The sequence below is a fragment of the Clostridia bacterium genome (assembly GCA_017394805.1).
Classification (GTDB): Bacteria; Bacillota; Clostridia; order Christensenellales; family CAG-1252; genus RUG14300.
On sequence record JAFPXC010000027.1, the window covers coordinates 46,918 to 61,551 of the forward strand.

General features: G+C 51.2%; 8 protein-coding genes. All 8 read right to left on the reverse strand.

Translation table 11 applies throughout. The features are described 5' to 3' along the window. Positions 1–98 precede the first annotated feature (98 nt). Positions 99–4,883 carry a metallophosphoesterase gene (locus tag II896_07085; GenBank protein MBQ4444400.1) on the reverse strand — a complete coding sequence of 1,595 codons (4,785 nt, stop codon included), beginning with the start codon at positions 4,881–4,883 and terminating at the stop codon, positions 99–101. Between the two features lie 93 nt (positions 4,884–4,976). After that, entirely contained in the window at positions 4,977–6,521 is a 1,545-nt protein-coding gene (locus II896_07090; GenBank protein MBQ4444401.1) for a 2,3-bisphosphoglycerate-independent phosphoglycerate mutase, read from the reverse strand. A 70-nt stretch (positions 6,522–6,591) separates the two neighbouring features. Next, positions 6,592–7,344 carry a triose-phosphate isomerase gene (locus tag II896_07095; GenBank protein MBQ4444402.1) on the reverse strand — a complete coding sequence of 251 codons (753 nt, stop codon included), beginning with the start codon at positions 7,342–7,344 and terminating at the stop codon, positions 6,592–6,594. Positions 7,345–7,705: 361 nt separating this feature from the next. Beyond that, positions 7,706–9,019 carry a phosphoglycerate kinase gene (gene pgk / locus II896_07100; protein MBQ4444403.1) on the reverse strand — a complete coding sequence of 438 codons (1,314 nt, stop codon included), beginning with the start codon at positions 9,017–9,019 and terminating at the stop codon, positions 7,706–7,708. 203 nt (positions 9,020–9,222) lie between these two features. Then, the gene (locus tag II896_07105; protein ID MBQ4444404.1) at positions 9,223–12,774 is read right to left on the reverse strand and encodes a hypothetical protein; all 3,552 of its coding nucleotides are present in this window, start codon (positions 12,772–12,774) and stop codon (positions 9,223–9,225) included. 18 nt (positions 12,775–12,792) lie between these two features. Continuing rightward, positions 12,793–13,386: a hypothetical protein gene (locus tag II896_07110; GenBank protein ID MBQ4444405.1), complete on the reverse strand. Its 594-nt coding sequence runs from the start codon at positions 13,384–13,386 to the stop codon at positions 12,793–12,795. 38 nt (positions 13,387–13,424) lie between these two features. Next, positions 13,425–13,589 (reverse strand): hypothetical protein, encoded by a 165-nt coding sequence (locus II896_07115; protein MBQ4444406.1) that lies wholly within the window; start codon positions 13,587–13,589, stop codon positions 13,425–13,427. 68 nt (positions 13,590–13,657) lie between these two features. Further along, positions 13,658–14,239: a hypothetical protein gene (locus tag II896_07120; GenBank protein MBQ4444407.1), complete on the reverse strand. Its 582-nt coding sequence runs from the start codon at positions 14,237–14,239 to the stop codon at positions 13,658–13,660. Positions 14,240–14,634: the final 395 nt, after the last annotated feature.

Consider the following 14,634-nt stretch of genomic DNA (forward strand, 5'->3'; position numbering starts at 1 on the left):
TAAAGGCGCACGGGCGGCCTGGTACAAAAAGCCGCACTACGTCATAGGGTAAGTGCGGCAATTTGTGTATAGATCGTGCGATCGACGCGAGTCGAAAACTACTCCTCGTCGGGATTGGACGCGTCCTCGGCATCCGCCTTGGGCGCAGGCTCATCATTCGCCGAGGGGGCGTTTTCGCCTTCGGCTACCGTCGGGGCGGGCGCTGTGGGGGCTTTTTTGCGTTTGAGAACGAGCAATACCAACACGACGACCAAGGCAAGGACGACGGCCGAGGCAACCGCGATGACGGCGATGGCCCAGGTGGGCAAGCCCGACGACAACTCGGATGCGGCGACGAACAAGGCGCTGCCTTGATTGCAGATCATGACGGTGGGCTCCATAGCCGTGACGTCACCGCCCGCCGCGTTGGACTTGGCGACGACGACGTAGGCGTCCGCAGTCGAATAGTCGGTGCCGTTGTAGCGGAAAGAGGTCTGCGCTTTGCCCGCCTTGGCCAAGACGTCGGCCAAACGGTACCCCGCGAAGAACTCCACGCCCTCGGTGGTGGTGACGGACACTCTGACGGTCGCTAAGGTATCCAGATCGGCCGCTTTGACTTTGGCACCCAAGACGGACAAGTCGGCAGACGCCTTGACGGGACTCTTGGTGATGGCGATGTCGTCCACCACGTAACTATTGCCGTTGATGACCGTGTAGGTGGTGAGAGAAAGCCGTCCCGCCTTGACGTTGAGGTATGCGTAGACGGGCGTCTCGGGCAAAACCGTCTTGCCGTTGCGCACGGGGGACAATTCGAGATTGCCCGCCTGCGTCAAGTAGTCGGCCAAGGTGACTTTGAGATTGGCGTCCGCGGTGCGGTCCTTCAACGTGACCAAGGGCGAATAGATATAGTTGTAATACTTGTCGCCCATCGTGCCCAAGTTGACGTACAGGACGCCGTCGGGATCGATGGCCGCACCCGTGGCGTCGTAGGAGACCGCGACGGGAAGATACTTGCCGCTGTCGTCCGCCGTAGCGCCGATATACTCGCTGACCGAATAGGTGTGGTCGTGACCTTGTAAAACAAGGTCAACCTTCTTTTGGGCGAACAAGGGGGACAGTTGACGGCGCATGGCGATGACGTCCGCGTCGAAGGCGTGACTGCCCGCCGTGTATGGGCCTTTGTGCAAGGCGACCACGATGAACTCGACGGCGCTGTTGGCATTGGCCGCCGTGAGGTCGGCCTCCAACCAAGCGTACTGCGCGTCGGCCAACGTGCCGTCCGACTTGTTGTCGTTGGTGTTGAGAAGGACGAAGTGCACGTTTTGATAGTTGTAGGAATAGTAGAAACCGCTGGCCTCCACAGCGGCGGCATCGGGCGTGGCGACGACGGAAGAAATGGCGTAGTCCTTCTCCTCGTGATTGCCCGCAACGCCCGCGAAGACGTTTTGCGCCCATACGACGTCCTGATCGTCCAAAAGCCATTGCCATTGGGCGATATTCTTGCCCGTGTCCACGTTGTCGCCGCAGTTGACGATAAAGGCGGGGTTGCCATTCGAAAGCGCCTCTTTCATATTGGGCAAAGAGGCAACGTAGTTGCCTTCTACACTACCCTGAATGTCGGCCATCGCCATAACGCTGACGCCACCGGTGGCCTGGGGCTGCGTGAAACTGTAGGTATCCGTCCAATCGTAGGTCTTGGCGGTCTTGCCCTCGCCGTCCACGTCCACCGCGCGCAAGCGGTAGTAGTAGGTCTTGCCCGCCGTGAGCCCGTCCAAAACCACGTCGAAATCGTTGTATTGACGATAGGCGTAGGTGATATTGAGGTAGATGATGCCGAGGTCGATGGTGGGATACTCGATCCACACGTTGGCACCTTTGTAGAGCCGCGTGGTGGAAGAGGTGAATTGGGCGTTGTCGGCCAACTCCAACTCGCTGTAGAACTGCGTGGCGGCCGAAGCGCCTTCCTCTGACCACTCGTATTGCTTGCAGGTGGCGGCGGGCGTCGAATAGTCCACGTCGCGTTGGGTGAACCAACGGATCTCCTTCTTGGTGAGGTCGAGATTGCCCGAAGCGTCCACGACGTTGCCCAACGTGATCTTGCCGGGCAAGAGGCCGTTGGCTTTGGTGGCCTTGACGGCGACGGTATCCTTGCCGTCCTTGTCGCAATAGTAGGTGTGCTCCACCCCGTCGCGGAACAGAGCCGATTTGTCACCCGCGTAGGTCAACGTCACGTGGAAGTCGGGCGTGACCTCGTAGGGGAACCAACCCTCCGCCGCGGTGCGCTCCACCCCATCCACGCTGTCGTCCACCATGACCGAACGAATGATATACGCGCCGTATGCGCCGAGGTTCTTGCAGAAAGCGTCGGTGACGTATTTGTCCAAGAGTTCCTCTTTGAGCACCTCGGCCAAGGTGTTGGTGCCGTCCAACTTGACGATATAGCCCACGGCTTTGTCTATATAGTGGAGATATTTGCCGATGTCGAAATCCTCGGCTACGGCGTCGATAAGAATCATGAGCGTGTCGTCACCGTCCTCGGTGGGATGGAGAATGGGGTCGAGGATCGTGGGCAGACTGCGCACGAATTTCATCAAACTGCTGACGTCCATACCGGGCGTGGCGGCGCGATATTTATTGGCCTTTTGGGGCTCGATAAGTCCCTTGATGGCGCCGATGATAAAGTCGTTGCGCGAGAACACGGCGCCCGCTTGGGCCGAAACGTCGAAGCCCTTGCCGTCCGCCACCATCTCGGGCGTGACGGTAGAAGATTGGTCGAGATGACGATAGTTGATGCTGTCGCCCCAATAGATGGGGGCGTTGAGAATGAGTTCCAACTCGGGCAAGACGCCGCGATAGAGCAAATCCTCGAAGTAGCGCAGGAATTGGCCGTCTTCCAAAACGTCCAGAAGCGCCTGCAATTTGGCGGTAATCTCCGCCTCGGTGTGGAATTGTCCGCCGATGAGGTGGTTGCCGTACACTTCCAAGAGGACTTCGTCCAGATAGACGCCCAACTTCTTGCCGAAGCTGTAGTCCTTGCCGAGGAAGTAGTCCACCAAGTCAATGGCATATTGCGTGAGATGGTAGCCCGCTTTGGGCTCGGCGGAAAGATGGAAACCGCCATCCGCGTCCGCCACGAACTCGTACAGATTGAGGTTGCCCAAGTCGGTGACGACCTTGTTGGCTAAGGGATAGAGGTAATCAAGACTACCGCCCTCCAACTTGCCCACCAAGCCGCCGATGGTATCCATCAACTGCTCGTTGACCACGTTGCCGGCCATATTGGAAATCATCTTTTGGAGGGATTGGGACATATAGTCCGTCATATCCTGGTACTCGCCCTCGTGATCGTTGACGCCGTTTTTGCCCTGATAGACGGTATTCAGGCTATACGCGCCGTCCGTACTGCCGCCCGTGATCTCGTAGCGGCGATAGGCGAAGGCCTTTTGGCCGTCCACCTCGGTATTGTAGTGCAGATAGTGCATGGTAGACCAGCAATCCTCGGCGTAGGCGCCGTCCGCATAGGCGGTTTGGGTGAACTTGAGTTCGCGCCAGCCCGCGCCCATACAGGTGGTAGAGCCCGTTTCGAGGTCGTAGAACACGCTGCCCATCTGAGAAATTTCGGATTCGATATCGTTGGTGTGTTGGTGACCCGTGAAGACGTACCGCATACCGTTGTCGGCCATGTTGGTGTAGACGTCTTCCCAATTGTCGTAGGTGAAGAGGGAAATGACCTCGTCCTCGGTGTCGAAGTGGGGCAACACGTTTTCGTGCGCCAACGTGAGAACCAAGCGGCGATCGGCAACGTCCTCGCGGACGGACTCGATCATCCAATTGAGTTGCGCCTCGGTCATGTAGCCGCCCGTGGTCTCATCCCAACCCAACGAGGTCTTGACCGCCAACTTGTCTTTCTTGACGTCCGTCCACTTGTGGGAGTTGGCGTCGATGCCCAAAACGGTGACGCCGTTCACGCGGGCGATATAGGAGCAAGCGCCGTGACGGGACGCGCGGGCGTAAAACTCCATATCTTTGTCCACTTTGTAGCCCGCTATCTCGTCCTCGGTGGGCGTGGTCTCGGTGAGAGCGCCCGCGGGCGTGACTTCGTATTCATACCGATAGGTATAGGAAGGCGTGAGCACCACGGCGGCGTCGCCCAAGTCCACGGGACGATTGGACCGCGTGGTATTGGGGACGTACCAATAGTCGCTCTCGTAGAAATATTCCAAAGAAACGCCCTCCGCCATCTTGCAACCGCCCTCGTGATGCCCTTCTTTGCGCCCCGCGCAGTTGCAATAGCCGAAATCGCTGTAGATGCTCATAAACTCGAGCATCGTGGTGGTCTGCACGCTACGGGCGGGATATTGCGAAAGATAGTCACGCATTTTGTCGGCGTTGCCTTCGGCAACCAACGCGTTCCAGGTCTCGTCGTCCAACGTGGGCGTGTAACACTTGGCGTTTTGGTTGTCTATGTCGTGGTTGCCGGGAATGACGAAGATCTGGAAGCCTTCGTTGCCCTCGATGGCACGTGCGCGTTGGGTGATCTCGGCAAGCAGGTTGGCCACGCCCAAGTGGTTGGCCAACTCGCCGTTGGAGGTGAGGTCGCCCGTGATGAACACCATCTCGGGTATGCCGCCCGCATTCGCGATCATCTCGTTGAACACGGCCTCCGTCGTGGCCGCGGTCTGCTCGAGCACCTTGTAACTGGTGTTGCCCGCCTTTTGGTAGTCGGGCGAATAGATATTGCAGTACTCGTCTATCATAATGTGGATATCCGAGACGTGCGCGATGCGGTGCGTGGTCTCCACGGGCTGAGAAGGCTCGGCAAGCGCGGTAAGACTGGCGCCGACCGTCAGCAAAACGGCCAGAACGAGCACGACGGCTATGACTATAGCGTAGGATTTCTTCATAACTACTCCTTTTGAGTGATATACTCTGTTTCGTTTCGGTTGGGTACGGCAAGCACCCGAGGCGCATAAAGCGCCTCGGGGACCTATCCGTCGTTAATGATTGATGAGGGACTTGCCCGTCATTTCTTTGGGCTGTTCGAGATGCATTACCTCGAATAAGGTGGGCACGATGTCGGCCAAAATGCCCTCGTGCAAGGTGACGTTCTTATAAGCGTCGTCGATGAGGATAAGGGGCACCAAATTGGTGGTGTGCGCCGTATGGGGCGTGCCGTCGTCGGCGATCATCTTCTCGGCGTTGCCGTGATCGGCGGTGAGTAAGACCGTGCCGCCGATGGACAAAACCGTCTCCACCACTTGCTTGACGCACTCGTCAACGGCCTTGACGGCTTTCTCGGCCGCGGGAATGATGCCCGTATGGCCGACCATATCGCAGTTGGCGAAGTTGAGGACCATAAGGTCGTACTTGCCGCCCTTGATGAGTTCGCAGGCCTTGGCCGCCACTTCGTAGGCGCTCATTTCGGGTTTCATATCGAAAGTGGCCACGTCGGGGCTGGGGATAAGCACGCGGTCCTCGTTGGGGTTGGGCGCTTCCACGCCGCCGTTGAAGAAGAAGGTGACGTGCGCGTACTTTTGCGTTTCGGCGATGCGCAGTTGGGTGTAGCCCATCTTGGAAACGTACTCGCCGAAGGTGTTGACATACTCCTGCGGCTTGAACGCAATGTCCACGCCCGTGAACTTCTCGTCGTACTGCTTGAAGCAAACGTAGTAGGGATTGAGATACTCGTCGCGGGGGAAGCTGTCGAACACGGGGAAGATGAAGGCGCGGGTGATTTGGCGCGCGCGGTCGGGACGGAAGTTGAAGAAGATGATGGCATCCTCTTTTTGGATACTGCCGACGGGTTGACCCTCGGCGTCCACTACGACGGAAGGCAGCACGAACTCGTCCGTGACGCCGCGGTCATAACTGTCTTGCATGGCTTCCTCGGCCGAACGGAACCGCAAGCCCTCGCCCTTGGTGAGCATATTGTAGGCCTTTTCGTTGCGGTCCCAGGCGAAATCACGGTCCATGGCGTAGAAGCGGCCGCATACGGTGGCAATCTTGCCTACGCCGATGGCCTCTATCTCGCGCTCCAAGTCCTTGATGAAGCCCAAGCCCGAGGTGGGGGACACGTCGCGCCCGTCCATAAAGCAATGGACGAAGACGTCCTTCAAACCGAATTGCTTGGCCATGCGGAGAAGCGCATAGAGGTGGGTGTTGTGGCTGTGTACGCCGCCGTCCGACAGCAGGCCGTAGAGGTGCAGGCGCTTGCCCTTCTCCAAGGCGTACTTCATCGCGCCGACCAAAGCCTCGTTGGTGAAGAAGTCGCCGTCCTCGATGCTCTTGGTGATGCGGGTAAGGTCTTGATAGATGATGCGGCCCGCGCCCATGTTGAGGTGGCCGACCTCGCTATTGCCCATCTGCCCGTCGGGAAGACCGACCGAAAGGCCCGAAGCACCCAACTTGGTGTTGGGATAGGTCGCGCGGAGGTAGTCCACGTACGGGGTGCCCGCGTTGAGAATGGCATTGCCCGCGGAAGGGGGCGCAATGCCGAAACCGTCCATAATGATGATACTGTAAAACTTGTCGCTTTTTCTCATAGTCCTATTGTAATGACAAAGGCAAAAGACGAGTTTTCGCCTTTTGCCCGTTGCCGTGTCGAATGCTCAATCAGAAGTGAACAACCTTGTTGAAGTCCTCGGCCTTGAGGGAAGCGCCGCCGATGAGGCCGCCGTCGATCTCGGGCATGGCCATCAATTCGGACGCGTTCTTGGCGTTCATGCTGCCGCCGTATTGGATGCGCACGAGGTTCTCGGCGCACTTGGGGCAGTACAACTCGGCCATGCAGTCACGAATGATCTTGATGGTGTCGTTGGCGTCTTGGGCGGTGGCGGTCTTGCCGGTGCCGATGGCCCACACGGGCTCGTAGGCGATGACTACGTTCTCCAACTCCTCTTTGGCAATGTCGGTGAAGGCGATCTTGGTCTGACGGCGCACGACCTCGGCCGTGATGCCCGCCTCGCGCTCTTCCAACGTTTCGCCTACGCAGAGAATGACTTTGAGACCTGCGGCCAAAGCGGCTTTGACGCGTTGGTTGACGGTCTTGTCCGTCTCGCCGAAGTAGGTGCGGCGCTCGCTGTGGCCGACGATGGCGTATTCGACGCCCAACTCCACCAGCATGTTGGCGCTGATCTCACCCGTGAAGGCGCCCTTCTCGGCCCAATGCACGTTCTCGGAACCGACCTTGATGTTGGTGCCTTTGCACATTTCGACGGCCGTGGCCAACGAGGTGTATGGGGTGCAGATGACGACGTCGCACTTGGCGTCCGCCACCAAGGGAATCAAATCGGTGATGAGAGCCTTGGTTTGGGCGATGTTGTTGTTCATTTTCCAGTTGCCTGCGATAATGGGTTTTCTTGCCATAATAAAATCTCCTTTTGAGTTTGTTTTTGGATGGACGGGCGAACACGGCCGCCCCGTCGCGGGGCACGCCGTACCACCCTACTTCTCATCCCTATCCCGCACCACATTGCGTGGTTGAATGATAAAAATAGAGATGAGAGAGCGCGTTTTCTGCCATTTCGCACTCAATCGCTTGATTTGAATGCGAAGAATCGTAGTGAGCGAATGGGCTTACCCGTTCACCTCTATTTCGTGCACGCTCATTGCGCGCTCGAATGATAAAAATAGAGATGAGAGAGCGCGTTTTCTAACGAATGAGGGTATACCCAGTGTACTCGGCGTACACGGTATGCCCGAACGAGCGGAAACGTGCTATATCGCTCTATTTTTTGTCGTTCAAGCACGCAATGCCGGGAAGGACTTTGCCTTCGAACAGCTCCAACGACGCGCCGCCGCCCGTAGAAATGTGCGTCATCTTGTCGGCGAAGCCCATCTGCGCCACGGCTGCCGCGGAATCGCCGCCGCCGATGATGGTGATGGCGTCGGTGTCGGCCATGGCTTGCGCCACGGCTTTGGTGCCGGCGGCCAAGGTGGGATTCTCAAACACGCCCATAGGACCGTTCCACACGACGGACTTGGCGCTCTTGATGACGTCGGCGTAGATCTTGCGCGTCTTCTCGCCGATATCCAAGCCTTCCATATCCGAAGGAATGGCGGTGGAATCTACGGTCTTGACCTCGATGGGGGCGTCGATGGGGTTGGGGAACTCCTTGGCGACCACGGTGTCCACGGGCAGGTAGAGTTTCTTGCCCAACTTCTTGGCCTTTTCGATCATATCCAAGCAGTAGCCGATCTTCTCGTCGTCTACCATGCTCTTGCCGACGTCCAAGCCCTGCGCCTTGAGGAAGGTGTAGGCCATGCCGCCGCCGATGATGAGGCTGTCGCATTTCTCCAACAAATTGCTGATGACGTTGAGTTTGTCGGCAATCTTGGCGCCGCCCAAAACCGCCACGAAGGGACGGACGGGATTTTCCAACGTCGCCGCCATGACGGACAACTCTTTCTCGATGAGGAAGCCGCACACGGCCGTCTTGACGAAACCGTACTCGACGATGGCCGCGGTGGTGGCGTGCGAACGGTGCGCCGTGCCGAACGCGTCGTTGACGTACACGTCGCAGTAGGAAGCCAACTTCTTGCAAAGGGCCTCGTCACGCTTCTCCTCGCCCGCTTCGAAACGGGTGTTCTCCAGCAAAACGACGTCGCCGTCTTTCATAGCGGCAACGGCCGCGTCGGCGGAGGGGCCGACCACGTCCTCGGCGAACGTGACGGGCTTGCCCAACTTCTCCGAAAGGCGCACGGCGACGGGACGGAGAGAGAACTTTTGCTTGTCCTTCTTGGCCTTCTCGATGAACTCGGCTTTGGCGGCCTCTTGCTCCTCTTGGGGCAGCGCGTCCACGGCCTTTTGCTCTTTCTTGTTGAGCTTGATCTTGTCGTTGAGGACGTTGTGAGGCTTGCCCATGTGCGAGCAAAGAATGACCTTGGCACCCTGACCGATCAAATACTCGATGGTGGGCAAAGCGCCGTTGATACGGTTCTCATCCGTGATGACGCCGTCTTTCATAGGCACGTTGAAATCCACGCGCACCAAACAGCGTTTACCTTTGACGTCTACGTCTTTTACTGTGAGTTTGTTCATAAATACTCCTTTGGAGCGAAACGCCCCATATAATAATTTTCGCAAGTATTATATCACATTCGCGGGCGTTTGTAAAGATATATATTTATAATATATTTTCATTATCTTTTATAGCGCGTATCGCACGTATTTATACGCGGGCATCAAAGGGAAAAAAGACGCGAGTGAAACCGCTCGCGCCATATCAAAACGGAATGACCCGTCTAGTGATCATAACCGATATTTCCATTGAAATTGATATACGTCTGACATACGGGGATCAAATCGTCGGCATCGATCGATCCGAAAGGCGTATCACCCGCAACCGTTACGGTGCCGGAATTATTCTCCCCAACAAGCAATCCCACGCGAGGACGATTGGTTTTATTACCGCTGATGTTATCGATCAATATATCGATATCACTATACAGAAAATCCACGTTTATCGTGCCCGTGTTTTTACCGGCGATGCCGCCCACACTACAATTAGCCGCAGAAGAAACTCGAGAATAATGAATCTCGCAAGCCATCATTGCCGTATTGATAGTGCCGACATTACGTCCGGCTACACCACCGATATTGCAATATCCTTGTACGGTTATATTATCCTGCAACGGAACCCACATGGTTCCGCAATTATAGCCCACCAATCCGCCGATATGTGACGAACTGACCTTGCTGTCGCTCGATACGGTACAAAATGCGCAAAGACCGGTTATGGACGCACCATTTACATTATACCCCACGATCCCACCGACATCTACGGTCGCATTCGTCGCGGAGACAACGCTGATAGTTGCGGAGAACTGCGTCAATCCGGTAATGGTTCCGTAGTTGCGGTCAAACATACCGCCTATAAAAGCTTCGTTCGAATAGGTTATAGACATATTAATACCCGTAATCGAATGCGAAAAAGCATTATACGTCCCATAAAAACTTACGCCGCGCCTAGTACCTATATTCGAGAAATTCAAGTTGCTCGTTTGCTTAAAACACTGAGAAGTCGCTCGATAAATATTGTTGAATTGCCAAGGGTATGTGATAAGATTGGGGTCACTCGCCGTGCCTGTACCGCCACCGAACCAAGAATCGACGGAAACGGAACCCAAAAATGTTCGATTGTCCCCATTTCGAGATGTTTGGTTTATTCCCAATCTCACAAAACGCGATGTCCCGCCCGTTGTAACTGCTATCGTATATTGATTTATACCCTCTGTCGTTACAACCGTACCATTGGAAATAACGCTGTTATTCTCGTTATAAAAATTATAGGTCAACCAACTAATACCCGTTTTATTCAACTGAATGTTAAAGCCGCAACCGGAGCCGTTATTATAGGACGACAGCAACAGTTTATCATCTTCTTTCAAACGGAAGCGGAACTTTGGGTCAAACGATGTCATCGCACTCGGTTTGGCCGTAATTTCATATACGGTCGAATCCAAAGGAATCGAGTCCGATATCCTTAGCGTTGTGCCGTCGATTAATAGACCTGTGATAATATTATCCATAATAATAGCGTATAAATCGCTATAAATGCCATTTAACACAACGCCTATTTGATAAGAATCATTACGACCCAGCGAAACAATCGAAGATACGATTTCGCCATCTACCGTCCATTGCAAAGAGTCCTCCACGTGCTCAATCCTCAGATTAACAATCGCAGGGCCGACACTTCCTACGGACACGCCTACATATAAGGGTTGCATTTGAGGCGATGGCTGGCAAGTCGCATGATTACCAGTTATCAACCCCACATTACCGCCGATGCCATAGAGTATAATGTACGTAGAAAAAACGAGTGCGTCATTGGAATCGACCGTAAGCATATAACCATCAACATACGATGGAGAAAGTGAGATAAAGTAATATTGACCTTGCACGGCAAGATTGCTTATGATATTGCTATTCGTAAAAGAGCACAAAGTTGCACTAAGCGTTATGCTCACGGAAATGGATGCACTATTACTTACCAAAATATAATATGTACCCGTCGGCATAGGAAGGGCACCCCCTACCGTCTCCGAGAATGATACCACGCCACCGACCTTGTACACAGAGAATCCATTGTTATAGGTAAAGATTTCAAGCATTGAAACATTAACATTTCCCGTATTCCACTGAATTAATCCGTCAAAAGGCAGCGTATACTTAACAAGGCGCGTCTGCCCTGCGGGAATATCGTTCCCGCTATCATCTAAGGCAATACTTAACGCGCCGCGACAAAAGTCTCCGTCGTTGTCAAGCACTATGGTATACGTCGTATTCGCCGTGCCGTCGAACACGTATTGCCCATTGACGGCATCGACGGTATTGCCATTTATGGTCACCGTACCTACATCTCCATTTATGCTCAAAATATATCGAGTATTATAAGGCGTAGCGGTAAAACTGAACTGTTGAGTTGCGTACGGCGACATATAATAAGCGGATTCTTCCCAAAGCCCTATACTCGTCGTAGTCGGACTGTTCTTTTCGGTATAAATATCCGCTTCATTAACCACAGGATGCGGCGTATAACTATTGGAATCGGTTTTTTCCACCAATACCGCCCCGATTGAAATATTCAAGCGCGAATAATTATATACGGCATTCGTATGAGAATAGGTGAACCGCGCCTCGATAAAGTCATCCGTCTCAAGCCACAAAGAATAATCGTTGGTGTTGTATCCCAAAGAAGACGTTTTGATGAGTTTGCCATAATTGGCAATCTGATCCGCACGCGTAGTCCAGTTCGGACTACTCATGCCCATTTGGCAAGAGGTTTCTCCCACGTTCGTTAAAACCACATCGCCAACATTATCGACACTATTGGCCAACGAAACCATCGCGGAAGCAATATTATAAAGGTGTCCAAGTGTATCCAACCCACTTATGCTCAACAAGGTGCCGAGGGCAAGTTCGCCGATATCACTCAATATCGCACTCATCGAAGGCGGTGTGCTCCCCGTCGAGTGCTTCGTAATTTGATAAGAATAGTTATTGCCTATCAAAAAGTATCCTTCGTCCTCATTGGCGTCATATCCCGTATCCCAAGTATTCAGCGCGTTTTGATTGTATATGTGGGAAGCAATGGATATATTAGAAAGGCTGAGTTTGGAAGATGTCCGAAAACCGACTTTTTTTATATCTTGACTTGTTCCAATAAATGTAAGAATTGGAGCAACATATGCATTATTACTTGGTTTGTAATATCCGTAATCTTCATAAGTTTCATTGCCTTGCGTGTTATTTAAGTATAAGTTAGCATTAGTATTATAAAGATATATAAAATCAACTTTCGCCAATGTTTTAAGTTTAATTTTATACGTATCACCCATCCATTCGTTCTCGTTCAACAATAAGATTACTGTACTCAAATTATAGCCATTACATTCCTCCGTGCGTATAGCATATCCGTAATATGGTCCGATGTATAATTTGTTTGTCGCATGAGCAAAATAACTTTTTGGCACAAAATTAACAATATTATCATCACCATTAACTGTAATGGATGTTGCAAAACTGTCATTATATAGCACAATGTTATTAGCATACGAATTATAGCAATGATAGCCAATCACAGGGTTGACAAATTCAATGATATGCCCTTTTTCCTCATTAAAATCTTCTATATATTGTATTAAATCATTCGTTATTTCGAGCTCATTAACATCAGCAACGGCTACTGGAGCACAGTTATTATTAGCTCCCTCAAAGAATACCATCATTAAAAACAATAATAGAATCGCTACTATGTTCAACGGAATTAAATATGCATTATTTTTTCTCATTATATTGCTCTCCTCGCTTTATGTTATTGAGTACATTATTTGTATATAGAATGCAATAGTATTCTCGTTAATCTCGCGTATAAACTCGTGAACATAAGAGCAGTAACTCGTCCCATTTTCATCATGTCCATTCACAAATTGTTCATCAAGACCGTCATCGTTATTGCGTGAAATGAATAGACCGTGTGCGTCCTCTTTGGGAACGAACAAACGATATGCTTCTTTTTGCGTTACAAACTTTTTTCCTTTGATTTGCACCGAGGCAAAAAACTCCTCGATTTCTTGTTCCAAAAACGCCAACCATATCTCGCGATAATACGTTTCCCCCCAGAAGTCCTCAAGGCTTAAGCAATTATTTGGATACATATACTCAACTTGTCCATCAACCATTCGCATTTCCATTGCATATGCTGGAGCGTATTTACCGTTCGCATCTTTTGTATCGCTATATTGAATATGACAATACGTCGGCACATACGTACCCTGATGGTCTTTTAATTTGGCAAGATACTTGTTGCCGCACCCCGCTACGCTGAGGGCGAAGGTAAGGCATAGCACCAGTAATGCGGATATGCTTATAATTTTTCCTATAACTCGTTTTAATATTTTCATATAATCTCCTCTTGTTTTATTTTGTACTCCGTTATTTATCATACGGCCGCCTTTATTGAACAACAATATTGACCATAAAAGGAAAATTCGTTTTCATCGGCAGTAACAGTCTGATTGGTTGCTATTGTACCGAGCAATCCAATAAACACTATTATAATTATAAGCGAGCCAACAACCATAATAAGTTTTTTTGCAAGCGTCATACCTTTTCTCCTTTATATAGAAATCTTAAAACAACTTTGCGCGTTTTCCCGTCCTCGCACGCTATCTCCTATTCGACATTGTAGTATAAGGCTTTGTATAGTTTTTCTATCGTATCAAAATCACTGGTAAAAAATCGTACGTATCGAGAACTGACTCCTTCGTCCTTATATACGGCTTCTTTATGCCTATAAATATTTGTCAAAGCATAGCGGTATTCGTCTAATTCATAAAAGCGCTTACCTGCCCAAAGACCCTTCTTGTTTATCTTGACTGTTTTCTCCCGCTTATCAAATTCATTGCGCAAAACTTCATATATTTGTTTATCAAAATATCTATCGTCGCCCTCATCTAATGGAAGATAAATCGTTTCAAGATTGGTCGGATCCCTTATGTCAGTGTAATAATCATACCCATTTTCGTATATCCCCGCTATATAATTGCCCCCATAATAATTCGACGGTTCCCAGTCGGATTCGCGTATGTCTTCTATATGAAAGGACGTCTGTTTCGGCTCTATCGTGTATTTCCCATACCAATAAGACGCTTCTTCCATTTGATTGTAACTCTTACACCCCACCGTACCGAGAACAACGGTTAAGCACAAGATCACGATGGACGTAATACATATCAATATTTTTATTTTCTTCATTATTTACCTCCGAATATTTATTGCTTTCGAGAGCACTATACCTCTCTACTATATATAACGGTTTTTACTTCACCTTTGTCTTACTTTTTTGTATAAAAATCATTTTTTTGAAATAATCCCTATTGCCTTTTCAACAAGGAGAAAAGACTTGGTTACGCCGAATAATAATTGCATTCATCTTTCTTGCTTATATTTTTTCTCCTTTATATAGAAATCTTAAAACAACTTTGCGCGTTTTCCCGTCCTCGCACGCTATCTCCCATTCGACATTGTAGTATAAGGCTTTGTATAGTTTTTCTATCGTATCAAAATCACTGGTAAAAAATCGTACGTATCGAGAACTGACTCCTTCGTCCTTATATACGGCTTCTTTATGCCTATAAATATTTGTCAAA

Bases quoted from the DNA above. Each gene is read 5' to 3' on its own strand.
- II896_07110 (MBQ4444405.1), bottom strand. From the start codon at position 13,386: ATGAAAATATTAAAACGAGTTATAGGAAAAATTATAAGCATATCCGCA.
- pgk (MBQ4444403.1), bottom strand. From the start codon at position 9,019: ATGAACAAACTCACAGTAAAAGACGTAGACGTCAAAGGTAAACGCTGT.
- II896_07085 (MBQ4444400.1), bottom strand. From the start codon at position 4,883: ATGAAGAAATCCTACGCTATAGTCATAGCCGTCGTGCTCGTTCTGGCC.
- II896_07090 (MBQ4444401.1), bottom strand. From the start codon at position 6,521: ATGAGAAAAAGCGACAAGTTTTACAGTATCATCATTATGGACGGTTTC.
- II896_07120 (MBQ4444407.1), bottom strand. From the start codon at position 14,239: ATGAAGAAAATAAAAATATTGATATGTATTACGTCCATCGTGATCTTG.
- II896_07105 (MBQ4444404.1), bottom strand. From the start codon at position 12,774: ATGAGAAAAAATAATGCATATTTAATTCCGTTGAACATAGTAGCGATT.
- II896_07115 (MBQ4444406.1), bottom strand. From the start codon at position 13,589: ATGACGCTTGCAAAAAAACTTATTATGGTTGTTGGCTCGCTTATAATT.
- II896_07095 (MBQ4444402.1), bottom strand. From the start codon at position 7,344: ATGGCAAGAAAACCCATTATCGCAGGCAACTGGAAAATGAACAACAAC.